Genomic DNA, 26316 nt, shown 5'->3' on the forward strand with positions numbered 1-26316 from the left:
CGGGATCCGCGACCGGGTCCCGCGTCCGTGGTCCGTACGTCGGGGAGGGAGTGCCGGTCGTGAGCACAGTCGAGCGTCGGGACCACCGGGCCGGCGACGACCGGCCGTCCGAGGCGTCCGAGGCGTCCGAGGTGTCCCGGGCGTCCGGGGCGTCCCCCGCCGGATCCGAGGACGGCACGGACGCCTCCGGGCAGCCCTCCGGGAGCTTCTCCCGGCTCTCCGGGGCGCTCGTGGTGGCCCACCGGCACCCGGTGGCCGTGGCGACGGCCTTGGCCGCCGTCCTGCACGTCGTCTGGTTCTTCTGCTTCGCCAACAGCGGCGGGGACCTGGCGGCGCAGGACGCGTGGGCGGAGTTCGTGGGCCGTCACCCCGACACCGCGTACAACCTGGCCTGGTACGGGGGCATGCACCCCGTCTCGTACAGCGTGATCTCCCCGTACCTCATGCACGTGCTGGGCGTGCGGACCACGATGATGATCGCCGGGACCGCCTCCGCGGCCCTCCTCGCCCTGATCCTCACCCGCTGCCGCGGCGCGGTCCGCCGCCCCCTGTGGCCGGCCCTCGCCGGGGTCTACGGGCTGTTCTGCAACGCCCTGTCGGGACGGGTCACCTTCGGCCTCGGCGTGCTGTTCGCGCTGGGCGCCGTCACCGCCGTGTTCTGCCTGCCGCGCCGGTGGGCCGGGCGCCGCTGGGCCAAGGGGGCGGTCGCGGCGCCGCTCGCCGCCCTGGCCACCGCCGCGAGCCCGGTCGCCGGACTGTTCCTCGGGGTGGTCGCGGCCGCGCTGTTCCTGAACCGGCGGCGGCCGGCGGCGTACGTCCTCGGGCTGCCGCCGGTGGTCGTGGTGGGCCTGTCGGCCTGGCTGTTCCCGTTCTCGGGGACCCAGCCCATGAAGCTGGGGTCGGCCTGGCTGCCGTTCCTCTTCGGGCTGGCCGTCGCGCTGCTCGTACCGAAGGCGTGGCGCACGGTGCGGGTCGCGGCCGGTGTGTACGCCCTCGGCGTGTTCCTGACCTGGGCGATCGACTCCCAGGTCGGTTCGAACGTCACCCGCCTCGTGATGCTCTTCGGCGGCGCCGCGCTGCTCGCGGCCCTCCCGCACACGGCCGCGCGCTCGTGGCGGCGGCGGGCGCTCGTGCTCGCCGTCGTCGGGCTGACCGCCTGGATCACCACCAACAGCGTCACCGACATCGTGCGGACCACCCCGGTGGCCGCCTGGAACCGGGAGCTGGCCCCGCTGGTCGACCAGCTGAGGAAGGCGGGCGCCGACCGGGGCCGCGTCGAGGTGGTCCCCGCCAGCAGCCACCGCGAGTCCTCGGCCTTCCCCGCGTACGTCAACCTCGCGCGCGGCTGGAACCGCCAGGCCGACCTGGAACGGAACCCGATCTTCTACGAGGCCGCCCTCACGGCGGACGCCTACCGGGCCTGGCTGGAGCGCTGGGCCGTGCACTACGTGGTCCTGCCGGCGGACAAACCCGACTCGGGGGGCGTGACGGAGGCGAAGCTCGTGCGCGGGGGGCTCCCGTACCTCCGGGAGGTGTGGGGCGACGCGAACTGGCGCCTGTTCGCGGTGGAGGACCCGACGGACCTGGTGTCCGGGCCCGCGAGCGTGGTGCGGGCCGGCGCCGACCGGCTCGTGATCGACGTACGGGCGCCGGGGCGGGTGCTGGTGCGGATCCCGCACTCGCCGTGGCTGGGGCTGGTGGACGCCGCGGGGAAGGCCGTACCGCCCCCGCAGGAGACGTTCGCGTCGAGGGCGCGCGGCCCGGCCGCGGTGCCGAAGGACTACGCGAACACGTCCGGCTGCCTCTTCAAGGCGGCCCCCGACGCCTCCGGCGACGTGTGGACGGAGCTGCTGGCCCCGGCCCCCGGCGAGTACCGGGTGGCCGCGAAGTACCAGCTCCCGCGGGGTACGCCGTGCCCCGACGAGCTGGTCAACCACACCCTGGGCACCCCGGAGCGGCCGACGCCGCCGCGCCCTTGATCGGCATTCTTTGCACACCGCCCGGGTGCGATGGGCGGGATGTCTGCATACGATCCCAGTAGTCCGATTGGGTGCTTCCCGAGGGAGTTGACGACGGGATGAGCAAAGAGCAGAAGCGGGACGTCCGCGAGGTCATCGCGAAGGCGGCGGAGCAGCTCCAGGTGCCGCGCGCGCAGGGCCACGGCTTCGAGGGGCCGGTCAGGAGCAAGGTCAAGGGCGGTGCCCACACGAAGGCGGCCCTGAAGCGGGCCGGCACCCCCCAGGGCGACCGGATCGGCGAACGCAGCAGGGGCCTGAGCTGACGCGACCGCGTGACGATCGGTCTCCGCCCTCCCGGCCCGCCGGGAGGGCTTTCGGCGCCCCGAGACCCTTCCGCCGCCCAATATCGGGACAACGGTTACATCCCCGACTGATCCCCTCAACGCACCCCTCGTAACGTCGTGCCCGTACCCCCCCCCGCACGACCCGAGGGACGGACGACCCACCCATGCGCGCCACTCTCCGCACCACCGCACTCCTCGCGGTCCTCGCGACCGGAGCCCTCACGGCCTGCGGGACGACCGCCGCGGCCGCGAAGCTCCCCCCGCAGCCCCGGATCTCCAGTACGGCCACCACCCCGGCCGCCCCCACCGCCGGGGCCCTGGACCGCTCGAAGCCCACCGGCCTGCGGATCGAGGCGGCGGGCGTGGACGCGCGGCGGATGGTCGACCTCTCCGTCGACCCGACCACCGGCGAACTCGGCGTCCCCGACGCCGACACCCAGGCCGACGACCCCGGCTGGTGGACCGGCGGCGTCACCCCCGGCGAGAAGGGCGTCTCCGTCCTGGTCGCGCACTTCGACACGAGGCACGGCCCGGCCCTGATGCGGAACGTCGAGAAGATCCGCCTCGGGGACCTGATCGAGGTCCCGCGCGAGGACGGCCGGACGGCCCGCTTCAAGATCCGCGAGATCGAGGACGTGAACAAGGCCGACTTCCCCACGGCGAAGGTCTACACCCCCACCGACCGCCCGGAACTCCGCCTCCTGACCTGCGGCGGCCCCCTCCACGACGGCCACCGCGCGAACAACGTCATCCTCTACGCCGACCTGATCGCCCCGGCCTGACGGATGCCGTCGATGTCGTCCGCGAATGCCGAAGGGCACCTACCGAAATCGGTAGGTGCCCTTCGCCCCTGTGCCCCCGGCAGGACCTGCGACACCCGCTTTACCGTAGACGTCATCTCATTTGGTGAGTCTGCGGTAGCAGATGAGGGTGCGGGCGATGCTGGTGAAGGCGAGGAGGTGCTCGGCTTTGCGTTCGTAGCGGCGATGGAGACGGCGGCAGCCGGCGAGCCAGGACATCGTCCGTTCGATGGTCCGGCGGTGACGGCCCAGGCGCTGGGATGACTCGATGCCTCGGCGTGCGATGCGGTAGGCGATGCCACGTCCGCGTAACCATCGCCGCAGGTGCGCGTAGTCGTATCCCTTGTCCGCATGGAGCTTGCCGGGCCTCCGCCGTCGACGTCCGCGTCTCGATCGGATGGGCGGTATGCCCCGGACGAGGGGCTCGAGGGCCTGGCTGTCGTGCAGGTTGGCGCCCGAGACCCCGACGGACATGGGCAGACCGGTCCTCTCGGTGATCAAGTGGATCTTTGGGTCGAACTTGCCCCGGTCGACAGGATTCGGACCTGTCAGGTCCTCAAGTCCCCTCACGCACCCCGCTGACGGAATTCCTCTGCGTCGGCCACGAAGGCGAGTCCCCCCACAGCCTGGCCCGCATCTACCCCCCCCGCGACCTCGTCGCCGCCGGGCCGCCCTGGTACCGCCAGCGGCCGGCGGAACTCCAAGACAAGGTCACCGCCCGCCTCCCAACCCCGGAAGAAGCTGCGACCCTCCGCATCACCCCGACCCTGGCCATCCTCGCCATCACCCGCGTCTCGACCGACATCACAGGCCGCGTCATCGAGGCAGCCCACCCGGTCCTCCCCGGCGACCGTGCCGAAGCCCTCTTCACCACTCACCACACGACCCAGGAAGGAGGTGCAATGGGATGACAGCCCACAACGGCCTCCGTCTCCTCCCGTGGACAACCCTCGACGGCAACCCCTGCTACCTGATCATTGGCGACACCAACAGCTATCTCTCCCAACTGGCTGACCGAACCGAAGCTGCTCAACTCGACGTCGGCGCCGAACTCCTGCAGCATGCCGTGGAGGTACTCGCAGACGAGCAGGCTGAGCCGGAAGAACTGCGTCTTGTGGCGATGGACCTCGCGACCGCCTTGCGAGACACACTCCGCGTAGCGATCAGCCGTGGCCACCTTGCGGTGCTGCATGCTGCGGATCGTGGCAGCGACGAGGGTCCGAAGCCGCCAGCGGGGGCCTTTGGCTAGCAGACTCCAGCTCAAAGGACAGAGAGAAGCCCCGGGCTCATTCCGGGGCTTCTCTGCTTCGATCGGGCTCGGCTCAACGAGGCTCGGGAGGCTGGCCAGTTGGGCTGATCGGCCGCGCGCCGATCGTCGGCGACAGTATCCTGCTTTGGCCGCAGTGATCCTGACCTGCAACCCAAAGGGCGAGCCATGACAAATCCTGCTAATGCTCACATCCTGAAGGAACTCGTATTCCCTGCACGTTATGAGTTCCTAATCGAGCACGTAGGATCTGAGGTCGCCCGACTGGTTGTAGCCCCTCCTTCGGAGACGCTCTACTCGATTGAACTAGCCGCGCAGAGTATTCGCGCGCGAGGTGAGGGGTTGTTCGTCCCGATGTATGCGCTTTCGGGTACGGGAAAGACTACTCTGGCCAGCAACCTGCGAACTTTCCTTCCTTCTCAGTTCTCGACAACCGTCCAACATAACGGCGCGGTCAGCTTTGATGAACTCAAAGCAGCAATTGAAAGTGCCGTTCAGTCTAGGCCGGCCAACGATGAACGCATCATCCCTCCCTTGTGGATCACCGTGAAAGCGCGCCTGCTGACACGGCGGAGCTGGCGGCCATTAAGCGTTTCCTCCGGGATCCGCTCGGCCGCAAGGTCATCCTCTGCTGGCCGGAGACCTCGGAATCAATGGCGAAGTCCATGTCGGCAGATTACGAGAGAATTGCGGGCCGACCCCCCATTCCGCTCCCGCTCCATATTGAGGGTCCACACCGGGATGCTTGGGTGGCGATCGCAACGAATACGCTGCAGCTGTCTAACAATGTGGAGTCGCTGGAGCTCTTGGGGGTTGATCCCCGCGATTACGACCCGGCAGAATTTGAGACGCTGGGTGGCTATCTCCGATCTATTTCCGACGATTTCACCAAGAATCGCCTAGATATTCTCCAGCGGACTAGGTTGCCCATCCGTTTGGCTGTAGTGGTCGTGTCGGCCAGCACGGACCCAGGTGTTCTCATGCACCTCACGAACAGCAGTCGATTCGGGTTCGTCGACGGAAACGCACTCCTCGCAGCAACCCCCGCAAGTGTGATCGGGAAGTGGTGGGCTCAGCGTCGCGGCCTGCTCACGCAGATGATTGTTCAGTTGGATGCTCGGGTCTTCGGGCTTCCCCCTGCCGTGACGATTCCGATTCTCCGGCGGTTCGGCCCGGAAGATGTCTCCGAAACACTCGCAAGTCTCGATGTTTCGGATAAGGGTGCAGCCTCGATCGCCCGCAATATGAAGCGGAGCGACTTCGGCAAGTATCTGCTGGGCATCGCAACGTCCACTTACGAAACCCGCGGAACTCCGTCCAACGTCTCTTCCCCTGCGTTTGACTTGCTAGCAGAGCGCGGCTTCACTCATGGCGCCGACAAGGAGCTCAACAAGGCCGTACTTCAGGCCATCGAGGCATTTCTTGATGTCAATGCGATGGAGGCATCCGAATTTAAGGCAGAAGAGAAGATGAGCTTCACCCCCCTAATTCCCGACACGTCCTTTGTTCTCAACAACGAAGCGGTGTGTCTTGAGTACACGTGGAGGTCGGGGGATTATCTCACCAACAAGAATCGTGCGGCGATTGCCGCGTACATCCTAGGGAAACTTCAAAATTACGCACGCGAGTTGGGCTACGTCGAGTAGGTCGGTGGAGCGGCTTTGGGCTGGAGCTGCCTTGGGGTAAGTGATCATGGCCCTGTAAGCTTCCGGCGCGTCGGGCAGTCTGTGGACCTGCCCGGCAAAGCACGACGTTGGGGCCATGATCTTAGAGGCTCGCCCCCTCACCGTTCCGGAGGTCATGGAGCGGCTCAATCTCGGCCGCTCGACCGTCTATGACCTCATCCGGTCCCGCCGCCTCACCTCGATCACTGTCGGCCGCGCCCGCCGCGTCCCGGTCGACGCCGTACGGGACTTCATCGACCGCGAGATCGGGGAGGCCGCCTGATGTCCGCCAAGAGCAAGCGCAACCCGAACGGCGCCGGCACCATCACCAAGCGGTCGGACGGCCGCTATCAGGCCGCCGTCTACGTCCTCCAGCCGGACGGCACCCGCGCCCGGAAGTTCGCCTACGGCAAGGCCTGGGAGGAGCGCGACGCCAAGCGCCGCGCCCTCCTCGACAAGGCCGACAACGGCATCCCCGTGCCGACCCGCTCCGCGAAGCTCGCCGAGTGGCTCCCATACTGGCTCGACACCTTCGTCAAGCCCCCGCGCCGAACGCTCGGCACGTACGACATGTACGACAAGTACGAGGCGCACGTCCGCCTCTACCTCGTCCCGGGGATCGGCTCCAAACGGCTGGAGTTCCTGAGCGTCGCCGACGTCCGGCGCTTCCTCGTCCAGCTGGAGAGGAAGACGACCGCGGCCACGGCCAAGGAATCTCACCGAGTCCTGCGGACCGCCCTCACTGCGGCCTGCCGCGAGGAACTGATCTCGCGCAACGTGGCCTCCCTCGTCGAGCCGCCCCGGACGAAGGCGCGGGAGCTGAGTCCGTGGTCCGTGGACGAGACGGTCACCTTCCTCGTGGCCGCCCGCCGTGACCCGCTGTACGCGGCCTTCGTCCTCGCCATGGGGCTGCGGCGGGGCGAGCTGGTCGGGCTGCGCTGGGCGGGCGTCGACCTCAACAAGCGGGTCCTCTACGTCCGCCAGCAGACCCAGCGCCGACGCGGGGTCCTGTACGACGACGATCCCAAGGGGCGCCGTCGTCGGGTCGTACCGCTGCCCGCCCTGTGCATCGCGCCCCTCCGGTGGCACCGGACGAAGCAGAACGATCAGCGAGTGAAGGCAGGGGAGAAGTAGCAGGAGGGCTCTTCACCACGAGCACCGGCCGCCCTGTTGAGCCGCGCAACGTGTACCGCTCCTTCACCCGTGTTGCCGCATGTGCCGGCCCCCGCGTGATCCGGCTCCACGACGCCAGGCACGGTACAGCGACGCTGCTCACAGCCGCTGGCGTCGCGCCCCGCGTCGTGATGGAGATCCTCGGACACAGCCAGATCAGCATCAAGATGGACGTGTACACGCACGTCGTCCAGGACACGCAGCGCGAGGCGATCAGCCGTATGGACCGGCTGCTCAGGAGGCGGCCCGGCCGTCAGTGACCGCCGCCGTTGATGTCACCTGTGGATGTCAAAGGGCACCTACCAAAAATGGTAGGTGCCCTTTTCCCATGTGCCCCCGGCAGGATTCGAACCTGCGACACCCGCTTTAGGAGAGCGGTGCTCTATCCCCTGAGCTACGAAGGCGCTGGGCCGCTGGTGAGGGCGGCCCAGGGGACAGGGTAGCGGATCGGGGCGGGGCTCCGTGGTGGGGTTTTCGCCGGAGTGGGGTGTGGTCGCGGCGGGTTCGGGTCAGACGGCCATCGGGGTGTGCAGTTCGACCGTGATCTCGACCTCGACCGGGGCGTCGAGGGGGAGCACCGCCACGCCGACCGCGCTGCGGGCGTGGATGCCGGCGTCGCCGAAGGCGATGCCCAGCAGCTCGCTCGCGCCGTTGAGCACTCCCGGCTGGCCGGTGAAGCCGGGGGCGCTCGCCACGAAGCCGACCACCTTGACCACGCGCTTCACGGCGGACAGGTCCCCGGCGACCGAGACGACGGCGGCCAGGGCGTTGAGCGCGCACTGCCGGGCGAGCGCCTGGCCCTGTTCCGGGGTGACCTCGGCGCCGACCTTGCCGGTCAGCGCGAGGGCGCCGTCCAGCATCGGCAGTTGGCCGGAGGTGTACACGCGGTTCCCGCTCCGCACGGCCGGTACGTAGACGGCGAGCGGGGCGGGGGTCGGCGGCAGCTTCAGTCCGGCCTCGGCGAGGCGTTCCTCGGGGGTGACGGGGGTGGCGGTCACGTCGGGCTCCTGGGGTGGGGCGGCGGGAGGGCGCGGGGGCAGGGGGTCAGGGGGTCAGGGGTCAGGGGTCAGGGGAAGCGGATCAGTGGTTTGACCATGCCCGGCTCCCGCGCCGAAAGCCGCCGAAATGCCTCCTCCACCCGGGTGAAGGGGAACGCGTGCGTGGTCATCACGGTCGGATCCAGCAGCCCGTCCCCGATCAGCCGGAGCATCCGGGTGACGCGCGCGCCCGAGCCGGGGCGGTCGCCCGTGGCGCAGCGGGCGTGGGTGACGCGTCCGGTCGGGGCGGTGGCCGTGCGGGCGGTGCGCGCGGCGCCCGGTGCGGCGGTGGCGACGACCGCGCAGTCGGCGCCGGTGCCGCCGGTCAGCTCCCTGATGCGCTCGGCGGAGTCCTCGTAGGCGGGGTCCACCACGACGTCCGCCCCGAACCGCAGGGCGAGCAGCTGGCGCTTGGGCTCCGGCTCCACGGCGATGACCCGCGCGCCGCGCAGTCGTGCGGCGGCGACCGTCGCGCCGAGTCCGACCGGGCCCTGTCCGAAGACGGCCACGCACCCGCCGGCCCGTACGCCCGCCTCCTCGGCGGCGGCGAAGCCGGTGGGGAGGGCGCCGGTGGCGTAGAGGGCCTGGTGGTCGGTGATCGCGTCGGGGAGGCGTACGAGCCCCGCGCCGCGCACGGGCAGCGCGAAGCACTCGGCGAGCCGGCCGCGGCCCTCGGCGGCGACGCGGCAGCCGAGGTAGGCGTCCGGTACGCCGGGGCCGACCTCCCGGACCACGCCGACCGCCTCGTGGCCGAGGCGGGCGGGGGCGTCGGCCCGGGCGTGGCCGGGCCAGGCGCAGACGAGGGCGGCGGTGGTGCCCACGAGGACCTCGCCGGGGCGCGGGCGCGGCGCGGGTCGGTCCACCACGGCCGGTACGCCGCCCGGGGGCAGTACGAACGCCTTCACGGGTCTCGGTCTCCTACGGTCGGGGGCGGTTCCCCCAGCCTCCCCGGCCGGGCACCCCGGGGCAGGGGGCCGGAGGTCCGGACCTGCGGGGCCGAGCGTCCCGGCGGACCACAGGCGTCCCGGCCCACCACAGCGGCCTGGGCCGACCACAGCGGCCTGGGCCGACCACGGGCGTCACGGCCCACCGCAGCGGTCCGGCCCCGGTGGCGGACCACGGCGGCACCGGCCGACCACGGGCGTCCCGGCCGACCACAGCGGTCCGGCCCCGGCGGCGGACCACAGTGGCCCCGGCCGACCGCGGCGGTCCCGGCCGACCGCAGGACCCCGCCCGGGCCCGGCCGGCCTCGCCTCGCCCCGCCCGCCCGCCCGGCCGGCCTCGCCTCGCCCGGCCGGCCTCGCCTCGCCCCGCCGCCCGCCTGGCCCCGCCGCCCGCAGGCGCCGGGCCCCCGCCTCACGGCCGCGTCACGCGCACCTGGTAGTTCCCGTTGCGCAGTTCGCCCACCACCGAGATGCTGACGCCCGACTTCTCGTCGGTGAAGGTGTCGCCCGGCCGGAAGGGCGCGTCCGACAGTTCGGCGTGCACGTTCGGCCTCCTCGTACAGCCGCCGCTGGCGACGGCGCTGTCCGAGACGGTCACCGGCCCGTGCCCGGTGTCCACGTCGGAGTCGACCTTGTAGATGAGCACCCCGGGTTTGCAGACGGCCTCGTCGTTCCCGGCGAGGGTGCGGACCTCCACCGCGATCCCGGCGCTCTCCGAGGTCGGGACGAAGGCCAGCTTGGTGCCGCCCGCGACGGCCAGCGGCGACAGCACGTGGTCGCTGATGCCGGGCGCGGAGGCGCAGCTGATCTGGTTGCCGTCGAGCCAGCCCAGCTTCCACTTGTGCCAGCCGAGGAGGTCGTTGTTGGCGCCCCAGTCCTCGCTCATGATGTCCCAGTGCCCGACGGTGCCGCCCCCGTCGGCGGTGTAGAGGTCGGGCAGGCCGAAGACGTGCCCGTTCTCGTGGGGCAGTACCCGGTAGCCGGTCTCGCGGTAGGTGCCGGACCCGTCGTCCTGCCGGCTGTAGACGAAGGACGTGTTCGCGAGCGGCACCCCGTCGGCCACCGGCGCCTCGCTGTTGCCGGAGAAGGTCACCGACAGGACGGTGTCGAGGGCGGAGGGGCCGGCGTTCGGCGTGACCAGGATGTTGATCAGGTCGTAGCGGCTGAAGTCCACCTCGGGGTCGGCGGCCTTCGCGATGTGTTCGACGAGCCGGCGGTAGCCCGGCTCGTAGGGGGAGCCGCGTTCGATCCCGTACGCGGCGAAGGGCATCGGCATCCGCAGCCAGTCCCGTATGGGCGCCTCGGCGTGGTAGGCGAGCCGTCCGTAGGAGCTGGTGCGGAACCAGTCGGAGGTCTGGGGGAAGAACTCCGCGAGCCGGTCCAGGGCGGTGCCCTCCCCCTTGGCGTCGGGGAAGTCGATCATCAGGTTGAGCGCGCGGACCTCGCCCGTCGAGCGGGAGTACCCGGGCGGGGTCGGCAGGCCCTCCGACATCTGCACGCCCATGGTCCCGGCGATCCGGCAGGGGGCGAGCACCGATTCGGCGGAGGTGGCGACGGGGCCGGAGGCCGAGTGGCCGCGGCCGGATATCCCGGTGCTGGCGGTCGCCGTGACGCCGAGGGCCAGCGCGGTCAGGCCGATGTACGCGCTGGTGCGGCAGGGTCTGCGTATCCGGTGGCGGGTCTGCGGCATGGAGATCGCCTTCGGGTCCGCGGCAGCCGGCCGGGTCCGGACTGCGCTCTGTTCGCCCACCCTCCGTCCGCCACGACACGCCCGCGCGCCGAAAGCGTCCAAACGGGATGAACCAGCATCTTTTCATGTGACTCAGCTCACACCTGCGAGTGAAATAACCGGGGACCGCATCCCCGTTTGCAAGAGAGTCCCCATGAAGCGGGGACAGACCCCCCGGTTCGGGAGGTCGCCCGTTCCCCGTCGTACGCGTCACCACCCCAGGGAGGCCCCGGAATGAAGAGCATCGGCCGCACCTCCGCGCCCGCCCCCCGGGTCGGCGTGGACCTCGCGGACCCCGCTCCCGCCCCGGTGCCGAAGCCGCGCGCGGACGCCGTGCGCAACCGCGAGCGCATCCTCGCGGCCGCCCGCGAGATGCTCGTGGAGTTCGGCTCGCAGGCGCCGCTGGACGAGATCGCCCGCCGGGCCGGCATCGGCAACGCCACCCTCTACCGCCACTTCCCCGACCGCGCCGACCTCGTCCACCACGTGGTGCTGTACGTGACGGACCGGGTCACCGCCCTCGCCGAGGACTCCCTGGCCAAGGAGCCCGACGCCTTCGCGGCCCTCTGTCGCTTCACCCACACCGCCGCCGACGAGCGGATCGGCGCCCTGTGCCCGATGCTCTCCGACGGCTTCGACCGCGACCACCCCGAACTCCTCGCCTCGCGCGAGGCGCTGGGGGCGGCCGTGGAGAACCTCCTCGCCGCCGGCCAGCGCGACGGCCTGGTGCGCACCGACATCGGCGTGGGCGACCTGATGGTCGCGCTCTCCCAGCTCAGCCGTCCGCTGCCGGGCAGTGCCTGCCCGGAGGCGGACCGGTTCGCCCACCGCCACCTCCAGCTCTTCCTCGACGGGCTGCGGGCCCCGGCCCGCTCCGAACTGCCCGGCGAGGCGGCCACGTTGGAAGACCTGCGCCGCAAGACCGTGACTCCATGAGGCCGTGATGGCCTTGGCCGTGCGGCGCCCGCCGCGCGTCGCGAGCCCGCCCTACGGCGCGCGTCGGTCGTACGTCCGCCGCGCGTCGGCCGGGCGCGCACGACCGACCGTGCCGCACAAAACCACATGACGTAACAAACCTTCACGAACTAGCTTTTTCTTACCTTCTTCCAGTCATTCCGCACCGTCACACAGTGAGTGGGTACCCCCATGTCCAAAACAGCCGTGAGCGCGCAGTCGCCGGCTGCCGCCCTCCCCGATCCGAACCGGTGGAAGGCACTCGTCTTCATCGCCCTGGCGCAGCTGATGGTCGTCCTCGACGCGACCATCGTGAACATCGCGCTGCCCTCCGCCCAGACCGATCTGGGCATCTCGGACGGCAACCGCCAGTGGGTCATCACCGCGTACGCGCTGGCCTTCGGCGGTCTGCTGCTCTTCGGCGGTCGCATCGCCGACAAGTGGGGCCGCAAGAACGCCTTCGTCATCGGCCTCATCGGCTTCGCCCTGGCCTCCGCGCTGGGCGGCGCCGCCACCGGCGAGGCGATGATGCTCGGCGCCCGCGCCCTCCAGGGTGCCTTCGGCGCGCTGCTCGCCCCGGCCGCGCTCTCCCTGCTGGCGGTCGGCTTCACCGACGCCAAGGAGCGGGCCAAGGCCTTCGGCATCTACGGCGCCATCGCGGGCGGCGGCGGCGCCGTCGGCCTGATCCTCGGCGGCTTCCTCACCGAGTACCTCAACTGGCGCTGGACCTTCTTCGTCAACATCCCGTTCGCGATCGTCGCGGCCGTGGGCGCCTGGATGATCATCCGCGAGCCGGCGGGCGGCCGTAACCGCGCCCCGCTCGACATCCCCGGCGTGATCCTCTCGACCCTCGGTCTCGTCGCGCTCGTGTACGGCTTCACCCGCGCCGAGTCGGCCGGCTGGTCGGACGCGGTCACCGTGTCGATGTTCGTCGCGTCGGTGCTGCTGCTGGCGGCCTTCGTGCTCGTCGAGGCCAAGGTGAAGTCCCCGCTGCTGCCGCTGCGCGTCCTGATGGAGCGCAACCGCGGCGGTGTCTACCTCTCCCTGGGTCTGGCCGTCATCGCGATGTTCGGCCTGTTCCTCTTCCTCACCTACTACCTCCAGGTCGTGAAGGGCTTCTCGCCCGTCAAGACCGGCTTCGCCTTCCTGCCGATGATCGCGGGCATGATCACGGGCTCCACCCAGATCGGCGCCCGTCTGATGACCCGCGTGGCGCCCCGCCTGCTGATGGGCCCGGGCTTCCTGCTCGCCGCCGTCGGCATGCTGCTGCTCACCCAGCTGGAGGTCGACTCCTCCTACCCGGCGCTGATCCTCCCGGCGCAGCTGCTGCTGGGCCTGGGCATGGGTACGGCGTTCATGCCGGCCATGTCCCTGGCCACCTACGGGGTGGACGCGGCCGACGCGGGCGTGGCCTCGGCCATGGTCAACACCTCCCAGCAGGTGGGCGGCGCGATCGGCACCGCCCTGCTGAACACGATCGCCGCCTCGGCGACCACCGCGTACCTCACCGACCACGCGGCTGAGGCCGCGGCGGGCGGCCCGGCCGCGCAGCTGGTGCAGGCGCGGGCCATGGTCGAGGGCTACTCGTCCGCGATCTGGTGGGCCGTCGGCATCCTCGCCGTCAGCGCGGCCCTCGCGTTCGCGCTGATCAACACGGGGCGTCCGAACTCCGGCGGCCCGGTGGCCTCCGGCTCGGGTGCGGGCGCCGACTCCGAGGACGCCGGCCTCAAGGTTCCGGTGATCGCCCACTGACGGGCGCACCCCCGCCCTCGCCGCCGGTACCGGTGTGGGAATGACTGAGGACCCCGCTTCGTTCAAATTTGAATGAAGCGGGGTTCGTCGTGTCCGCGGCAGGTCCACGGCGCCCCACACGGACGAACGAGGAGCGCCCCCGATGGCCACCGCCCACCCCGAGCCGACGCCGACCCCGGACGGGGATCCCGCCCGCATGCCGGCCCTGTACCTCAGTCACGGCGCCCCGCCCCTCGCCGACGATCCGATCTGGCCCGGCGAACTCGCCGCCTGGTCGCGCGCGCTGCCCCGCCCGCGCGCGATCCTCATGGTCTCCGCCCACTGGGAGGAGGCCCCGCTCGCCCTCGGCGCCACCGCGCCCGTCCCGCTCGTGTACGACTTCTGGGGCTTCCCCGAGCACTACTACGGCGTGCGCTACGACGCCCCCGGCGCCCCGGACCTGGCCGCCTCGGTCCGCGCCCTCCTGCGCGCCCCCGGAACCCCCGTCCAGGACCTCCCGGAGCGCGGGCTGGACCACGGCGCGTACGTCCCCCTCGTCGAGATGTACCCCGGGGCCGACATACCGGTGCTCCAGATGTCCCTGCCGACCCTGGACCCGACCCGGCTCATGGAGATCGGGCGCAGGCTCGCCCCGCTGCGCGACGAGGGGGTGCTGATCGTCGGCAGCGGCTTCTTCACCCACAACCTCGCGGCCCTGCGCCACACCGGCCCCGGCGTGCCCGGCTGGTCGGCGGAGTTCGACGCCTGGGGCGGCGAGGCCCTGGCCGCCGGCGACGTCGACGCCCTGCTCGACTTCGAGGTCAAGTCCCCGGCCGGCCGGCTGGCCCACCCCCGCACGGAACACTTCGCGCCGCTGTTCGTCGCGCTGGGCGCGGCCGGGTCCGATCTCGGCGCCCAGCGCACCCCGGTGGACGGCTTCTGGATGGGCCTGTCGAAGCGCTCCCTCCAGTTCGGCTAGCCGCTGCGGGAGGCCGAGGGCGGCGCGCCAGGTCCGTTTCAGGCGGAAAGTCCGACTCCTGGCGTATTCGGCGATTCGATCGCCAGTCCAGGCAACCGGAAGGCGGCGGGCGCCGTCTTCCGGGGTGGGAGGGCGTCGAGGGAAAGCGCTCCCGCGGGGTGGAGTCGGCCGTACCGCGCGTGCGTACCGCATGGACCGCGTGTGACGGCGGTCTCACAGCGGTTGTGTGCGCGAGCCTCCGGGCAAGCGGAAGGGACTGCCTTCACTTCGGGCCTGACCTGCGCCTCTTCGGGCTCTCGCGGCATCGCGTCGCCCCTGCGGCGGGGCAGGATACTGCAAGATCTCGGAAATAGCGGGGCAACGTGGGAATTCTGTCCTGATTCCAGTCGTTGTTTCCTTCGGACGCGGGCACTCGGGAGAGTGTCCACAGCGCCTCCGGGCGCTCCGCCGCACCGCCGGCGGTGTCCCGCAGCCGCACCGCGACCGAACTTCATCGCAAGGGAGCACGCATGGCAACCCGCGCCGTCGCCCGTCGTCAGTCCACGAGCAGCGCACGCGCTGTGGGCGGGGAGATAGCAGACCGCGACCTGGTCGGCATGTACCTGGACGAGATCGCGCGCACCCCGCTGCTCGACGCCGCCAAGGAAGTGGAGCTCTCCCAGATCATCGAGGCGGGCGTCTACGCCCGGCAGATCCTCGACGGTGAGGCCGAGCGCGCGGGGGAGAGCCCGGCGCGCGAGGAGCTGGAGGCCCTGGCCGCCGAGGGCGAGCGGGCCAAGGAGGTCTTCATCCGGTCCAACCTCCGCCTCGTGGTCGCCGTCGCCCGCCGCTACCCGCGCAGCGGGCTCCCCCTCCTCGACCTGATCCAGGAGGGCAACGCCGGCCTGGTCCGCGCCGTCGAGAAGTTCGACTACGCCAAGGGCTTCAAGTTCTCCACGTACGCCACGTGGTGGATCCGCCAGGCCATCACCCGCTCCATCGCCGACCAGTCCCGCACCATCCGCCTCCCCGTCCACCTCGTCGAGGAGCTCGGCCGCATCCGTCGGGTGCAGCGCGAGTTCAACCGCGAGAACGGCCGCGACCCGGAGCACGCCGAGATCGCCGCCGAGCTCGACACCACGGAGAAGCGCGTCGGCGACGTACTGGACTGGGCGCGCGACCCGGTCAGCCTCAACATGTCCGTGGACGACGAGGGCGACACCCAGTTCGGCGACCTGCTGGAGGACACCTCCGCGATCTCCCCCGAGCAGTCCGTGCTCTCCCTGCTGCGCAGCGAGGAGCTGGAGGACCTGCTCGGCAAGCTGGACCAGCGCACCGCGTCCATCATCAAGATGCGCTACGGCATCGAGGACGGCCGGGAGCGGACCCTCACGGAGGTCGGCAAGCAGCACGGCCTGACCCGCGAGCGGATCCGCCAGATCGAGAAGCACGCGCTGCTCGAACTCAAGCGCATGGCCCGCGACACCGGCTTCGACGCCGTGGCCTGACCGCCCCGCGCCGCCGCCGCGCGCGGCCCCGCCCCACCCCGTACGGGCCCCGGCACCCCCAGGCGCCGGGGCCCGCGCCGCTCCGCCCGCCCCGGGATCGTGGCTCGGGGCGGCCCCTACGCCACCCCGCCCGCCCCCGCCAGCCGCGTGCCCAGCTCCGCCGCCGCCCGAGCCAGGCGCTCCGGCCCGCGCACCGTGAACGGCACCCCCAGCAAGGCCAGGCGGGCGGCCAGCCACTGCGGGTCGTCCCCGCTCTCGAAGCGGGCCCGCACCCCGCCCCCGCTCCCGTCCGGCTCCGCGAGCGCGCGCAGCCACTGCGGCAGGTCCTGCGGCGGGGCGGCGAAGGAGACGTCCGCCGTGTAGGTCTCCCGGCCCCGCAGCCCGCGCCGCACGAACTCCGCCGCGTCCATCGGCAGCTCCCGCGGCGCGAACCGGGCGCCCGTGGGGAACGGCTCGCTCACCCGGTCCACCCGGAAGGTCCGCCAGTCCTCCCGTTCCAGGTCGTAGGCGACCAGGTACCACCGGCTGCCCGTGCTCACCAGGCGGTACGGTTCCACCAGCCGCCGGGACTCCACCCCGTCCCGCGCCCGATAGGCGAACCTCAGCCGCTCCGGGCCCGCCACCGCCCCCGCCATCGCCGTCAGCGTGCGCGGGTCCACGCTCGCCCCGTCCCCCCGGGTCACGGCCACGGTGGCCGACTGGAGCGCGCCCACCCGGCGGCGCAGCCGCGCCGGCAGGACCTGCTCCAGCTTCGCCAGGGCCCGTACGGAGGCCTCCTCGACCCCCTCGATCGCGTGCCCCGCCCCCGCCCGCAGCCCCACCGCGATGGCCACCGCCTCCTCGTCGTCGAGGAGCAGCGGCGGCATCGCCGCCCCGGCGACGAGCCGGTACCCGCCGACGGCGCCCATCGTCGCCTCCACCGGGTACCCGAGCTCGCGGAGGCGGTCGATGTCCCGTCTGATGGTCCGCGCGCTCACCCGCAGCCGCTCCGCCAACTCGCTGCCCGGCCACTCGCGCGGGGTCTGGAGCAGGGACAGCAGGGTGAGCAGCCGCGCCGGGGTGTCGTTCATGGATCCAGGTTGCCAGGGAAATAGGACACCGATTGACCTACATCCCGTCTAGGTTTCTCTCCATGAGCACCGAGACGTCCCAGACATCGCCCGAAAGAAAGAACGGGCCCGTACGAGAAGAGCGGAACGCGGCCGCCGAAGGATCAGGCCCGGCCCCCGCACCGGCCGCCGGCGCCGGCGGGGAAGCCCCCGGCGAGGGGGCGGACGACGCGGGCGCGGCCCCCGTCGACCGCCGCCGCTGGCTCGCCCTCGCCATCGTGATGACCGCGGCCTTCATGGACCTGGTCGACGTCACGATCGTCAACATCGCGATACCCGGCATGCGCCAGGACTTCGGCGCCTCCACCAGCGCGATCCAGTGGATCACCGCCGGCTACGCCCTCGCCTTCGCCGCCGGTCTGATCACCGGCGGTCGCCTCGGCGACATCTACGGCCGCAAGCGGCTCTTCCTCGTCGGCATCGCCGGCTTCACGGCCGCCTCGCTGCTCTGCGGCATCGCCGCCAACCCGTCCATGCTCGTCGTCTCCCGCATCCTCCAGGGCGGCATGGCGGCCATGATGGTCCCGCAGGTCCTCGCGATCATCCACGTCACCTTCCCGCCGCACGAGCGCGGCAAGGTCTTCGGCATGTTCGGCGCGATCGTCGGCCTCGGCGCCGTCTCCGGCCCGATGCTCGGGGCCCTGCTCACCCAGTGGAACCTCTTCGGTCTCGAATGGCGCCCGATCTTCCTGATCAACCTGCCGGTGGGCATCGCGGGCGTGATCCTGGGACGCAAGTTCATCACCGAGTCCAAGGCCCCCAAGGCGCTGCGCCTGGACCTGGTGGGCGTCGTCCTCGCCACCCTCGCGCTGGTCATGCTGATCTTCCCGCTGACCCACGGCCGGGAGAACGACTGGCCGGTGTGGGGCTTCGTCTGCATGATCGCCTCGCCCTTCGTCTTCGCCGCCTTCATCGGCTACGAGCGGTACAAGATCAAGAAGGACGGCTCCCCGCTGGTCGAGCTGTCCCTCTTCAAGGTCAAGAGCTTCGCGGGCGGCATCGCCGTCCAGCTCACCTTCGGCATCGCGACCGGCATCTTCTTCCTGGTCTGGACGCTCTACATGCAGATGGGCCTGGGCTGGAGCGCCCTGCGCGCCGGCACCACGGGCATCCCCTTCTCCATCGCCGTCTCGGTGGCCGCGGGCCTGTCCGTCCAGAAGCTCGTCCCGCGCTTCGGCCGCAAGGTGCTCCAGGCGGGCGCCCTGACCATGGCCGCGGGCCTGCTCCTCTACATCTGGGAGTCCGAGCACTACGGCATGGCGATCGCCTCCTGGCAGATGGCCGCCCCGCTGATCGTCATGGGTCTGGGCATGGGCCTGATCGTGGCCCCGCTCACCGACACCGTGCTCTCCCAGGTGCCGCGGGAGCACGCCGGTTCGGCCTCGGGCCTGATCAACACCACCGGCCAGATGGGCAACGCGCTGGGTCTCGGCCTGACCTCCGTCGTCTTCTTCGGACTGATCGACGACGACATGGTCTTCGGCCCGCCCTACGTCGAGGCCTTCCGCGGCGCCCTGTGGTGGGTGGTGGCGGTCCTCGTCGTGATCTTCGCGGTGATGTTCATGCTGCCGCGCAAGCAGGTCCCGATGGGTGAGCGCGAGGGCGCCGTCGCCGCGGGGGAGCCCGCGATCGAGAAGGTCCCCGTCGGCTAGCCCGTCGCCCCGGCACGGCCGCCGCGAACGGACATGCCCGCCCCTGTTGGCGGGTATGTCCGTTTTCCTTTGTTTTTGGGGGCCACCCCACGTAAGGTGGGGGAGAATCGTCAGAAACGGGCATGGAACGGACGTAAATCCACATGTACGCATCCGGGCACCAGGCTCGCATGATCCTCACCGTCACCCCGAACCCCTCCCTGGACCGCACCTACGAGGTCCCCTCGCTCGACCGCGGCGCCGTCCTGCGCGCCGCCGCCGAGCGGGTCGACCCCGGCGGCAAGGGGGTCAACGTCGCGCGGGCCGTCGCCGCGGCCGGCCTCCGCGCCACGGCCGTCCTCCCGCTCGGCGGCGCCCCCGGCACCCTCCTCGCCGAACTCCTCGGCGCGCAGGGCGTGGACGTCACCGCCGTCGCCATCGCCGGCCAGACCCGCTCGAACGTCGCCGTCGCCGAACCCGACGGCACCCTGACGAAGATCAACGCGGCCGGCCCGGAGCTGTCCGCCGCCGAATCGGCACTCCTCCTCGACACCGTCCGCACCTGCTCCGGCGCCCCCGCCTGGATCGCCGGCTGCGGCAGCCTGCCCCCCGGCCTGCGGCCCGAGTGGTACGCCGAACTCGTCGACCGCGCCCACACGGCCAAGGCCCGCTTCGCCCTCGACACCTCGGGCCCCGCCCTGCACGCGGCCCTGCCCGCCCGACCGGACGTGATCAAGCCGAACGCGGCGGAGCTCGCCGAGGCGGTCGGCCGCCCCCTGGCCACCCTCGGGGACGCCGTCAAGGCCGCCGAGGAACTCCTCGGGCGCGGCGCGGGCGCCGTCCTGGCCTCCCTCGGCCGGCACGGCCAACTCCTGGTCGGCCCCGAGGGCACCTTCCACGGCACCGCCCCCGTCACCGCCGTCCGCAGCGACGTCGGCGCGGGCGACGCCTCCCTGGCCGGCTTCCTCATCGCCGGCGGGACCGGCCCCGCCGCCCTCGCCTCCGCGCTGGCCCACGGCGCGGCCGCAGTCCAACTGCCCGGCAGCGCCGTACCCACCCCGGCGGACCTGCGCCCCGAGCGGGTCCGCGTCACCGAGGACCTCCCGCTGGACCTGCCGCTGGATCCGCCCGGCGCCGGCGCCTGACGCCCGACGCCTGACGCCCGACGGGATCCGCCCGCCCCGCGGCCCCGGCTCACCGCACGCGGGAGCGGACCTCCATCGCCCCGCGCGCCGCGGACTCGCTCGCGTACACCTCGCACATGTGCCGGCCGTCCGGGGTCGCGGTGTGCTCGACCTCCCACAGGCTGAACTCGCTGCCGTCCAGCAGGACGAAGGCGTGCTCGTAGAGGCTGAAACCGGCGTCCCGTCCGTCCGCCAGGGCCTGCCGGCCGCCGAAGGCCTGGGTGATGCGGTGCGCGTACGCCGAGCGCAGCAGCGAGGCGACCCCCTCGCCCGGACGGTCGCCGTTCTCCGCGCGACGCAGCACCCGACGGGCGTGGTCGGCGGACTGCTCCACCGTGTACTCGCGGTGGCGCGGGGCGGAGCTCGCGAACAGGGCGCCCAGCAGCGCCAGATCGTGGTCGGGGTCGCCCTCGACGTCGAGGCCGGACGGGATCGTCGCCGCCGCCCCGTCCGCCGGGAGGTCGCCGAAGCGGCGGGTCACCGCGAGCGTCAGATCGCCCTTGCTCGCGAAGACCTCGCACCGGACGCTCCGCTCGCCGCGCGTGCGGTAGGTCAACTCCCACAGGGAGACCGAGCCACCGTCCGCCAGGAGGTAGGTGTGCCGGTGCGTCTCCCGCCACACGCCCGCCGACGGGCTGTGGTGGGTCGTGTAGAGGGAGGAGCTGTGGGCGAGCGCCGTACCGATGCGCTCCACCAACGGGTCGGGGAGGTCGAAGGAGTTGAGGGCGCGGCCCAGGAGTCGCTCGAGGTGCGCCTCGGTTGTCTCGTACGGATCGCTCAAGGTGGGTCTCCAGGCCGTCGCAGCTTGTGACTTCGCGGAAGCTCAACGTAGCGCCCGGTTCTGACATCACGTCCGGGGTTCGGTAAAACGTCCGGGAAGTATCGGGGGTTCCCGCCACACCTTCAGGTCAACTTTCGTACCGGGTAAGCATGATTGGCCCCGTTCTGGGGCATTGGGCGGGACCATGGTCGGATGGCAACGCACACAGTGGACGTCCCCCGTCAACAGGTCCGGTCCCGGTCCGGCCCCGGGGCGGCCCCGACCCCCACGGCCCTGGCCTGGCTGCTGGTGGTCACCGGGGCCGCCGGGCTGCTGGCCTCCTGGGTGATCACCCTCGACAAGTTCCTGCTGCTGGAGGACCCGGACTTCAAGCCCGCCTGCAGCCTCAACCCCGTGGTCTCCTGCGGCAGCGTCATGCAGAGCGAGCAGGCCGCCGCCTTCGGCTTCCCCAACCCCATGCTAGGCCTGGCCGGTTACGCCGTCGTGGTCTGCGTCGGCGCGGGCCTGCTCTCGGGCGCCCGCCACCGCGGCTGGTTCTGGCTGGGGCTGAACGCCGGCACCCTCTTCGGCACCGGCTTCTGCGCCTGGCTGATGGTCCAGTCGCTCTACGAGATCAACGCCCTGTGCCTGTGGTGCTGCCTGGCCTGGGTGGCGACGCTGCTCATGTTCTGGGCCGTCACGGCGCACAACGTCCGCAGCGGCGTCCTGCCCGCCCCCGGCCCGCTGCGGACCTTCTTCACCGACTTCGCCTGGGCGCCGCCCGCCCTGCACGTCGGCGTGATCGGGATGCTGGTCCTGACCCGGTGGTGGGAGTTCTGGACGAGCTGAGCGGAGGCGACGGACACGCGTCAGGGCCCCGGCGGCCGAAGCGGCTGCCGGGGCCCTGACGCGCGGTGCGGGAGCCGGGATCAGCTGCCGACGGAGGCGTTGCCGGAGAGGACCGGGATGTTGCTGAGGATGTGCGAGAGCGGCTCGTCACCCTTGGCCTGGGTGGAGTTCTCGGTGCACTGCTGGTTCTGCGGGTTGGACAGGACGTTGATGTCCTGGACGCCGATGTTGAGCAGCGCCACCAGCGACTGGGCGTTGACCTTGGCGGGCAGGCCGATGCAGGGCTTGTTCAGGGTGCCCTGGACGAGGCCGAGCTGCGGGCTCAGGTCGCCGTGGGTGGTCTGGTTGCCGTACGCCTGGACGGCGCCGTTGCCGTTGACGGTGTTGACCCCGTTGTCGTTGCCGATGGCCATGGCCGGGGTGGCAACGGCCGCGCCCGCGCCGACGGCAACGGCGGAGACCGCGGCGGCGGTCATGATCTTCTTGAACATCATTCGGTCCTTCTGTCGCACGAGTGCCCGCGAGTGGAGCGCCCTGATCAACCGGGCCGCCCGCGGGTTGGTTCCGCCGCTTCACTCAAACGGCCCGTTCGCGCCGCGCTTTTCCCCGGCGCGGGTGAGGCCGCTGCGGACGCGTGCGCGAAGCCCGTACGCAGCCGGCACGGCCGCGCCGCCTCGCCTCCGGGCCCTGCGGCGGCGCCCGGAGGCCCGGCGCGGCCGCGGTGGGCGCGACGCGTCCGGTTGCGCTCCGTACGAGGTGTTCGCACGGTGGGTAAGGAAGGCGGATCGCTCTGGTCCGCTTCCGTGTCGTCTCGCGAAGGAAAGCCCATGCACCGCACCCAGCCCTCCCGCCTCCGTGTCCTCGTCCCGTCGGCCCTCGCCGTCGTCATACTGTCCGGCGCGGTCGCCCCCGCGGTGGCCGCCGACGGGGAGCGCGCCGCCGACCTCACCCGGCGGGCCGCTGCGGTGCGCGAGCAGATCGACGAGGTCAGGGAGTTCAAGCAGGAAGCGAAGGCGCAGGGGCGCGTCGCGGCGGGCCCGATCGACGACCTCCTCGCGAGCCTCGGCACGACCCTGGAGGGCATCCTCAAGTCCGTCACGGCCCTGCTGCCCGCGGGGGTGGCCCTCCCGCCGATCAACCTGCCGACGCTGCCGACCCTGCCCGAGATCCCGGGGCTGCCGGACCTCCAACTCCCCACCCTGCCCACGGTCCCCGAGCTCCCCGGGCTCCCGGCGACGCCGACGGTCCCCGAGCTCCCGGCCGTGCCGCAACTCCCGGCGACGCCGCAACTCCCGGCGACGCCACAGCTCCCGGCCGCGCCCGCCGCGCCCGCCGTGCCCGCGGTCCCCGCGGTGCCCGCGGTCCCGGACGTGCCCCTCCCGGACATCCCCGTCCCCTAGGACGGGCGGGCGGACCGGCGGCATGGTTACGACTATTGGGCTGAACAGGTCGGATTCACCGGTCGGCCGTGTCGTTCGGGAAGGCGGACCGTTTCGCTCGGTGTGAGCCCCGGGACCGGGGCAGGACATCGAACAGAAGGTGCACTTCCCATGAACTCTGCTGCCAAGAAGGCCGCCGTGGCCCTGGCCTCCGCTGGTCTCGCCGTGGCCGGTGCCGCGGGCGCCGCGTCCGCCGACTCCGCTGCCGAGGGCGCGGCCGTGGGTTCCCCCGGTGTCCTCTCGGGCAACCTCGCCCAGGTTCCGGTCCACGTCCCGGTCAACGTCTGCGGCAACTCCGTGAACGTCATCGGCGCCCTGAACCCGGCGTTCGGCAACATCTGCGTCAACGACTGACGTACGTCGGCCTGTTCGACGCGAAAACGACTGTGGGCGCCCCGGCCTCGCCGGTGGCGCCCACAGTCGTGTGCGGCGCCTCTCAGTGCGCGCCCCCGTTGAGCTTCACCCCGCCGAGGAGCGGGGAGGCCTGGGTCGCACCGTTGGCCAGCCCCAGCACCTCGCCGGGGACGTTGTTGCGGACCTCGTTGACCTTCTGGACGGTGCCGACGACCTTGTCGACGTTCTGGTTCTGCTCGGCCAGGCCGTTGCCCAGCGTCTGGGGGAGCGCCTCGCTCACGGGCCCGGTGGCGTTCAGCACCTCGGTCAGTCCGCCCGTCGCGCTCATGGGAGGCATGGCGGCCGGGGTGTCGGCGGCGAAGGCGGGGGCCGCGGCACCCAGGGCGGCGACGGATCCGGCGACGACAGCGGCGACCTTGGACAGCTTCATTATCGAAAATCCTCTTCTTTTCGTGGGCGAAGGCTCCGGCGGCGGCGACCGTCGCGCCGCTTTCGCCCTGCGTAACGATTACCGGCGGCCACGGAAACGCGTACGGGCCCCGCACGACAATGGCCGGAGAATCCGACAAGGGATTCTCCGGCCGATATTTCTTCCGATTACCGGTAATGCGGTCAGGAGACGGCCGAACGCCGGTAGAGGATCGCCCCGCCCAGGACCAGGGCCGAGGCGAGGGCCGTCAGCGCGCCCAACTCGCCCGCGCCGGTCGCGGCGAGCTCCGGGGCCGTGGCGAGCGAGGGCAGCGGCGCCGGTGCGGGAGCCGCCGGAGCCGGCCCCGGGGTCACCGGCGGGGCGAGCGCGGGGGCGGGTGCCGGAGCGGGCGCGGTCGGCGCCGGGGGCAGGTGGACGGGGACGTCGCCGGCCGGAGCCGCCGGGGGCTGGTCCGCGGGGCGCTCGACCACCGGGGCGGGCTGTTCGACGGGCCGCTCCACAGGTTGGCTGCCGTGCGGCGGGTGCGGCGCGGGGCCGTCCTCCATCACGGGCGGCGCCGGCGTCGGGGCCTGCGGCGCGGGGGCCGGCAGCGGCTTCGGCTGCTCCTCGGGCTGCGGGACCTCCTGGACCGGAGGCGGCGCGGGCAGCGGGGCGGGGAGCGGCTTCGGCTGCTCCTCGGGCAGCGGCGCGGGCGCCTCGGGGGCCGGCGGCAGCGGCGGCATCGGCGCGGGGGCCGGCTGCTCGGCCACGGGCTCGGGCTGCGGCCACGGCACCGGCTCGGGCTTCGGCTCCGGGGCGGGGCGCGGCGGGGCCGGGGGCGCCGGGTGCGGGGTCGGGTGGTCGGCGTGCGGGGGCCGCTCCTCGTGCAGCGGCGGGTGGTCGTCGCACTCCTCCTCGCCGCGCGGGCCCCGCTCCTCGTCGCCGCCGTAGCCGCCTCGATCGGAGGCCTCGCGGGGGCCCTCCTCGTGGCGGGGGGCCGCGTGCTTGGGGGCCGCGTGCTTGGGGGCGTGCGCGCGGGGGGCCTCGTGGCGGGGCTCCTCCTCCCGGCGCTGCTCGGGCAGCGCGTGGCGGCCGCCCGGGCGTTCGGCGAGGTAGCGCTCGAAGGCCTCGGCGTGCTCGGGGCTGAGGTAGCGGTCGTAGTCGACGTCGGAGCCGTGGGAGCCGCTCGTGCCGGCGCACGTGTTGCCCATGGCGGGGTTGAGCGCCGCACCCGCGTCCACGCTGTTGCCGCACACGTTCGGCGAGAACGTGATCGGTACCGAGACGCTGTTGCCGGCCAGCACGCCCGGCGAGTGCGAGGCCTCGGCCATCGCCCCGGGGTGCGCGTACGCGGCGCCGGCCGCGATCGACAGCAGGCTCGACGCGGCCGCGGCCGTGAGTACCCCCTTGCCCAGTACCTGTCGGCTCAGTACCTGTCGCATGGGTCCTTCCCTGTCTACCGGCGCGGGGGCCGGTGGCTGAATCGAAGGTGGCCTCGGAGTGCACCGCCGTGCACTCCGAGGCCACCCCGAGGAGGTCTGCCCTTGCGGGCGCAGGCGCTTCGTCAGGCGTTGACGCAGGTGTTGCCGAACGCGGGGTTCAGCAGCGCGATCACGTTGACGGTGTTGCCGCAGACGTTGACCGGGACGTGCACGGGGACCTGGACGAGGTTGCCCGAGAGGACACCGGGGGAGCCCACGGCCTGGCCCGCGGCACCGGCGTCGGCCATGGCGGGGGCGGCGCCACCGGCGGCCATCAGAACGCCGGCGGCGAGCACCACTGCCTTCTTGTACGTCATTTCTTTTCTTTCCTTCCCGCAGAGGTCTATCCGCTGCACTGATAACAACGAGCAGTCGGAGAAAAAGAAACCGAGAAATTCCTCGAATTCAGGAGCGGTGGTGGGTCGGCGGCACTTCGGATTTTCCGCCCATTTCGCTTCGGGAATTTCCGGGCCCACACGCGGCGAGGCCGCCGCGACCCGAAGGTGCGACGGCCTCGCGGGAGTGGTGCGCGATCAGCTGCCGGAGGAGACGTTGCCGGAGAGGATCGGGATGTTGCTGAGGATGTGCGAGAGGGCCTCGTCGCCCTTGGCCTGGGTCGAGTTCTCGGTGCACTGCTGGTTCTGCGGGCTGGACAGGACGGGGATGTCCTGGACGCCGACGTTGACGAGCGCGAGCACGGACTGCACGTTGGCCTTGGCCGGCAGGGCGATGCAGGGCTTGTTGAAGGAGCCCTGGATCAGCGCCATCTGGGGGCTCATGTTGCCGTAGGTGGCCTGGTTGCCGTAGATCTGCGCGGCGTTGTTGCCGTTGGCGGTGTTGATGCCGTTGTCGTTCCCGATGGCCATCGCCTGCGGGGCCATGGAGGCGCCCAGGCCCACGACGGAGGCGGCAACCGCTGCGCCGGCCGCAAACTTCTTGATCATTATCGTCCCTTTTTTGCAGGATTGCCCGGTACTGGAGCACCCGGATCAACGGTCCGGTTCGCGATCGGGTTGCGTGACTTCACCCGGAT

26 protein-coding genes, 1 tRNA gene and 2 pseudogenes are annotated in these 26316 nt (G+C 71.8%); 17 read left to right on the forward strand and 12 right to left on the reverse strand.

What is annotated here, in order from left to right; genetic code table 11:
- The first annotated feature begins 59 nt into the window (after window positions 1-59).
- The 3 genes from ACZ6ZI_RS25890 (at window position 60) to ACZ6ZI_RS25900 (ending at window position 3084) form a co-directional block, all read left to right on the forward strand.
- Complete coding sequence (locus ACZ6ZI_RS25890) at window positions 60-1979, forward strand: MFS transporter (RefSeq protein ID WP_469524584.1); 1920 nt, start codon at window positions 60-62, stop codon at window positions 1977-1979.
- 98 nt (window positions 1980-2077) lie between these two features.
- Window positions 2078-2281 carry a hypothetical protein gene (locus ACZ6ZI_RS25895; RefSeq protein ID WP_363061576.1) on the forward strand — a complete coding sequence of 68 codons (204 nt, stop codon included), beginning with the start codon at window positions 2078-2080 and terminating at the stop codon, window positions 2279-2281.
- A 185-nt stretch (window positions 2282-2466) separates the two neighbouring features.
- Window positions 2467-3084, forward strand: a complete 618-nt coding sequence (locus ACZ6ZI_RS25900) for a sortase domain-containing protein (protein WP_469524585.1) — start codon at window positions 2467-2469, stop codon at window positions 3082-3084.
- A gap of 117 nt (window positions 3085-3201) precedes the next feature.
- On the opposite strand, the pseudogene ACZ6ZI_RS25905 reads toward ACZ6ZI_RS25900, so the two are convergent.
- Window positions 3202-3672, reverse strand: a pseudogene (locus ACZ6ZI_RS25905) (IS5 family transposase); the annotation flags it as partial.
- On the opposite strand from ACZ6ZI_RS25905, the gene ACZ6ZI_RS25910 reads away from it, so the two are divergent.
- From ACZ6ZI_RS25910 to ACZ6ZI_RS25930, 5 genes and pseudogenes are all read left to right on the forward strand, one after another.
- A complete protein-coding gene (locus ACZ6ZI_RS25910) occupies window positions 3612-4013 on the forward strand; it encodes a UTRA domain-containing protein (protein ID WP_469524587.1) in 402 nt (133 codons plus the stop codon). The pseudogene ACZ6ZI_RS25905 and the gene ACZ6ZI_RS25910 sit on opposite strands and share 61 nt — an antisense overlap.
- Window positions 4010-4351, forward strand: coding sequence for a hypothetical protein (locus ACZ6ZI_RS25915; protein WP_469524588.1), 342 nt, complete (start codon window positions 4010-4012; stop codon window positions 4349-4351). The genes ACZ6ZI_RS25910 and ACZ6ZI_RS25915 overlap by 4 nt, the downstream gene beginning before the upstream one ends.
- Before the next feature lie 554 nt (window positions 4352-4905).
- Complete coding sequence (locus ACZ6ZI_RS25920) at window positions 4906-6015, forward strand: hypothetical protein (RefSeq protein WP_469524589.1); 1110 nt, start codon at window positions 4906-4908, stop codon at window positions 6013-6015.
- Between the two features lie 115 nt (window positions 6016-6130).
- On the forward strand, window positions 6131-6316 hold the full coding sequence (locus tag ACZ6ZI_RS25925; protein WP_469524590.1) for a helix-turn-helix domain-containing protein: 186 nt from the start codon (window positions 6131-6133) through the stop codon (window positions 6314-6316).
- Window positions 6316-7466, forward strand: a pseudogene (locus ACZ6ZI_RS25930) (tyrosine-type recombinase/integrase). The gene ACZ6ZI_RS25925 and the pseudogene ACZ6ZI_RS25930 overlap by 1 nt, the downstream one beginning before the upstream one ends.
- Window positions 7467-7537: 71 nt before the next feature.
- On the opposite strand, the gene ACZ6ZI_RS25935 reads toward ACZ6ZI_RS25930, so the two are convergent.
- The 4 genes from ACZ6ZI_RS25935 to ACZ6ZI_RS25950 form a co-directional block, all read right to left on the reverse strand.
- Window positions 7538-7610 (reverse strand) — tRNA-Arg (locus ACZ6ZI_RS25935).
- Window positions 7611-7715: 105 nt separating this feature from the next.
- The gene (locus ACZ6ZI_RS25940) at window positions 7716-8204 is read right to left on the reverse strand and encodes a RidA family protein (RefSeq protein ID WP_363055150.1); all 489 of its coding nucleotides are present in this window, start codon (window positions 8202-8204) and stop codon (window positions 7716-7718) included.
- A gap of 68 nt (window positions 8205-8272) precedes the next feature.
- Window positions 8273-9148 (reverse strand): zinc-dependent alcohol dehydrogenase, encoded by an 876-nt coding sequence (locus ACZ6ZI_RS25945; protein ID WP_469524592.1) that lies wholly within the window; start codon window positions 9146-9148, stop codon window positions 8273-8275.
- A 451-nt stretch (window positions 9149-9599) separates the two neighbouring features.
- Window positions 9600-10877, reverse strand: coding sequence for a M6 family metalloprotease domain-containing protein (locus ACZ6ZI_RS25950; RefSeq protein WP_469524594.1), 1278 nt, complete (start codon window positions 10875-10877; stop codon window positions 9600-9602).
- 273 nt (window positions 10878-11150) lie between these two features.
- On the opposite strand from ACZ6ZI_RS25950, the gene ACZ6ZI_RS25955 reads away from it, so the two are divergent.
- The 4 genes from ACZ6ZI_RS25955 to ACZ6ZI_RS25970 all read left to right on the forward strand — a co-directional run bounded on the left by ACZ6ZI_RS25955 (window position 11151) and on the right by ACZ6ZI_RS25970 (window position 16067).
- Window positions 11151-11852 carry a TetR/AcrR family transcriptional regulator gene (locus ACZ6ZI_RS25955; protein WP_469524595.1) on the forward strand — a complete coding sequence of 234 codons (702 nt, stop codon included), beginning with the start codon at window positions 11151-11153 and terminating at the stop codon, window positions 11850-11852.
- A gap of 210 nt (window positions 11853-12062) precedes the next feature.
- Complete coding sequence (locus ACZ6ZI_RS25960; RefSeq protein ID WP_469524597.1) at window positions 12063-13622, forward strand: MFS transporter; 1560 nt, start codon at window positions 12063-12065, stop codon at window positions 13620-13622.
- 142 nt (window positions 13623-13764) lie between these two features.
- On the forward strand, window positions 13765-14580 hold the full coding sequence (locus ACZ6ZI_RS25965; RefSeq protein ID WP_469524598.1) for a dioxygenase family protein: 816 nt from the start codon (window positions 13765-13767) through the stop codon (window positions 14578-14580).
- A gap of 509 nt (window positions 14581-15089) precedes the next feature.
- On the forward strand, window positions 15090-16067 hold the full coding sequence (locus ACZ6ZI_RS25970) for a sigma-70 family RNA polymerase sigma factor (protein WP_363055145.1): 978 nt from the start codon (window positions 15090-15092) through the stop codon (window positions 16065-16067).
- A gap of 116 nt (window positions 16068-16183) precedes the next feature.
- On the opposite strand, the gene ACZ6ZI_RS25975 is transcribed toward ACZ6ZI_RS25970, so the two are convergent.
- Entirely contained in the window at window positions 16184-17137 is a 954-nt protein-coding gene (locus tag ACZ6ZI_RS25975; protein ID WP_469524600.1) for a helix-turn-helix transcriptional regulator, read from the reverse strand.
- Between the two features lie 62 nt (window positions 17138-17199).
- On the opposite strand from ACZ6ZI_RS25975, the gene ACZ6ZI_RS25980 reads away from it, so the two are divergent.
- The gene (locus ACZ6ZI_RS25980) at window positions 17200-18828 is read left to right on the forward strand and encodes an MFS transporter (protein ID WP_469524601.1); all 1629 of its coding nucleotides are present in this window, start codon (window positions 17200-17202) and stop codon (window positions 18826-18828) included.
- Between the two features lie 170 nt (window positions 18829-18998).
- Window positions 18999-19952, forward strand: a complete 954-nt coding sequence (gene pfkB / locus ACZ6ZI_RS25985) for a 1-phosphofructokinase (RefSeq protein ID WP_469524602.1) — start codon at window positions 18999-19001, stop codon at window positions 19950-19952.
- A 49-nt stretch (window positions 19953-20001) separates the two neighbouring features.
- On the opposite strand, the gene ACZ6ZI_RS25990 is transcribed toward pfkB, so the two are convergent.
- Window positions 20002-20772: a DUF6227 family protein gene (locus ACZ6ZI_RS25990; protein WP_469524604.1), complete on the reverse strand. Its 771-nt coding sequence runs from the start codon at window positions 20770-20772 to the stop codon at window positions 20002-20004.
- 192 nt (window positions 20773-20964) lie between these two features.
- Between ACZ6ZI_RS25990 and ACZ6ZI_RS25995 the strand changes: the two genes are divergently transcribed.
- Window positions 20965-21600 (forward strand): vitamin K epoxide reductase family protein, encoded by a 636-nt coding sequence (locus ACZ6ZI_RS25995; RefSeq protein WP_469524605.1) that lies wholly within the window; start codon window positions 20965-20967, stop codon window positions 21598-21600.
- A gap of 80 nt (window positions 21601-21680) precedes the next feature.
- On the opposite strand, the gene ACZ6ZI_RS26000 is transcribed toward ACZ6ZI_RS25995, so the two are convergent.
- Window positions 21681-22091 (reverse strand): rodlin, encoded by a 411-nt coding sequence (locus ACZ6ZI_RS26000; RefSeq protein ID WP_469524606.1) that lies wholly within the window; start codon window positions 22089-22091, stop codon window positions 21681-21683.
- A 336-nt stretch (window positions 22092-22427) separates the two neighbouring features.
- On the opposite strand from ACZ6ZI_RS26000, the gene ACZ6ZI_RS26005 reads away from it, so the two are divergent.
- Window positions 22428-23000, forward strand: coding sequence for a hypothetical protein (locus ACZ6ZI_RS26005; RefSeq protein WP_469524607.1), 573 nt, complete (start codon window positions 22428-22430; stop codon window positions 22998-23000).
- 150 nt (window positions 23001-23150) lie between these two features.
- Window positions 23151-23393, forward strand: a complete 243-nt coding sequence (locus ACZ6ZI_RS26010) for a chaplin (protein WP_469524609.1) — start codon at window positions 23151-23153, stop codon at window positions 23391-23393.
- Between the two features lie 82 nt (window positions 23394-23475).
- Here the strand turns inward: ACZ6ZI_RS26010 and ACZ6ZI_RS26015 are convergent, their stop codons facing one another.
- From ACZ6ZI_RS26015 to ACZ6ZI_RS26030, 4 genes are all read right to left on the reverse strand, one after another.
- Complete coding sequence (locus tag ACZ6ZI_RS26015; RefSeq protein ID WP_363055136.1) at window positions 23476-23823, reverse strand: hypothetical protein; 348 nt, start codon at window positions 23821-23823, stop codon at window positions 23476-23478.
- Window positions 23824-24005: 182 nt separating this feature from the next.
- On the reverse strand, window positions 24006-25244 hold the full coding sequence (locus tag ACZ6ZI_RS26020) for a chaplin (RefSeq protein ID WP_469524610.1): 1239 nt from the start codon (window positions 25242-25244) through the stop codon (window positions 24006-24008).
- Window positions 25245-25366: 122 nt separating this feature from the next.
- Window positions 25367-25600 (reverse strand): chaplin, encoded by a 234-nt coding sequence (locus ACZ6ZI_RS26025; RefSeq protein WP_469524611.1) that lies wholly within the window; start codon window positions 25598-25600, stop codon window positions 25367-25369.
- A gap of 216 nt (window positions 25601-25816) precedes the next feature.
- Window positions 25817-26227, reverse strand: a complete 411-nt coding sequence (locus ACZ6ZI_RS26030; RefSeq protein WP_363055134.1) for a rodlin — start codon at window positions 26225-26227, stop codon at window positions 25817-25819.
- Window positions 26228-26316: the final 89 nt, after the last annotated feature.

Source organism: Streptomyces sp. NPDC103540, from assembly GCF_055584445.1.

Excerpts from the sequence above, each read along its gene's own strand:
- ACZ6ZI_RS25895 (WP_363061576.1), top strand. The coding sequence starts at position 2,078 with ATGAGCAAAGAGCAGAAGCGGGACGTCCGCGAGGTCATCGCGAAGGCG.
- ACZ6ZI_RS25900 (WP_469524585.1), top strand. The coding sequence starts at position 2,467 with ATGCGCGCCACTCTCCGCACCACCGCACTCCTCGCGGTCCTCGCGACC.
- ACZ6ZI_RS25915 (WP_469524588.1), top strand. The coding sequence starts at position 4,010 with ATGACAGCCCACAACGGCCTCCGTCTCCTCCCGTGGACAACCCTCGAC.
- ACZ6ZI_RS25925 (WP_469524590.1), top strand. The coding sequence starts at position 6,131 with ATGATCTTAGAGGCTCGCCCCCTCACCGTTCCGGAGGTCATGGAGCGG.
- ACZ6ZI_RS25950 (WP_469524594.1), bottom strand. The coding sequence starts at position 10,877 with ATGCCGCAGACCCGCCACCGGATACGCAGACCCTGCCGCACCAGCGCG.
- ACZ6ZI_RS25955 (WP_469524595.1), top strand. The coding sequence starts at position 11,151 with ATGAAGAGCATCGGCCGCACCTCCGCGCCCGCCCCCCGGGTCGGCGTG.
- ACZ6ZI_RS25960 (WP_469524597.1), top strand. The coding sequence starts at position 12,063 with ATGTCCAAAACAGCCGTGAGCGCGCAGTCGCCGGCTGCCGCCCTCCCC.
- ACZ6ZI_RS25965 (WP_469524598.1), top strand. The coding sequence starts at position 13,765 with ATGGCCACCGCCCACCCCGAGCCGACGCCGACCCCGGACGGGGATCCC.
- ACZ6ZI_RS25970 (WP_363055145.1), top strand. The coding sequence starts at position 15,090 with ATGGCAACCCGCGCCGTCGCCCGTCGTCAGTCCACGAGCAGCGCACGC.
- ACZ6ZI_RS25975 (WP_469524600.1), bottom strand. The coding sequence starts at position 17,137 with ATGAACGACACCCCGGCGCGGCTGCTCACCCTGCTGTCCCTGCTCCAG.
- ACZ6ZI_RS25980 (WP_469524601.1), top strand. The coding sequence starts at position 17,200 with ATGAGCACCGAGACGTCCCAGACATCGCCCGAAAGAAAGAACGGGCCC.
- pfkB (WP_469524602.1), top strand. The coding sequence starts at position 18,999 with ATGATCCTCACCGTCACCCCGAACCCCTCCCTGGACCGCACCTACGAG.
- ACZ6ZI_RS25995 (WP_469524605.1), top strand. The coding sequence starts at position 20,965 with ATGGCAACGCACACAGTGGACGTCCCCCGTCAACAGGTCCGGTCCCGG.
- ACZ6ZI_RS26000 (WP_469524606.1), bottom strand. The coding sequence starts at position 22,091 with ATGTTCAAGAAGATCATGACCGCCGCCGCGGTCTCCGCCGTTGCCGTC.
- ACZ6ZI_RS26005 (WP_469524607.1), top strand. The coding sequence starts at position 22,428 with ATGCACCGCACCCAGCCCTCCCGCCTCCGTGTCCTCGTCCCGTCGGCC.
- ACZ6ZI_RS26010 (WP_469524609.1), top strand. The coding sequence starts at position 23,151 with ATGAACTCTGCTGCCAAGAAGGCCGCCGTGGCCCTGGCCTCCGCTGGT.
- ACZ6ZI_RS26015 (WP_363055136.1), bottom strand. The coding sequence starts at position 23,823 with ATGAAGCTGTCCAAGGTCGCCGCTGTCGTCGCCGGATCCGTCGCCGCC.
- ACZ6ZI_RS26020 (WP_469524610.1), bottom strand. The coding sequence starts at position 25,244 with ATGCGACAGGTACTGAGCCGACAGGTACTGGGCAAGGGGGTACTCACG.
- ACZ6ZI_RS26025 (WP_469524611.1), bottom strand. The coding sequence starts at position 25,600 with ATGACGTACAAGAAGGCAGTGGTGCTCGCCGCCGGCGTTCTGATGGCC.
- ACZ6ZI_RS26030 (WP_363055134.1), bottom strand. The coding sequence starts at position 26,227 with ATGATCAAGAAGTTTGCGGCCGGCGCAGCGGTTGCCGCCTCCGTCGTG.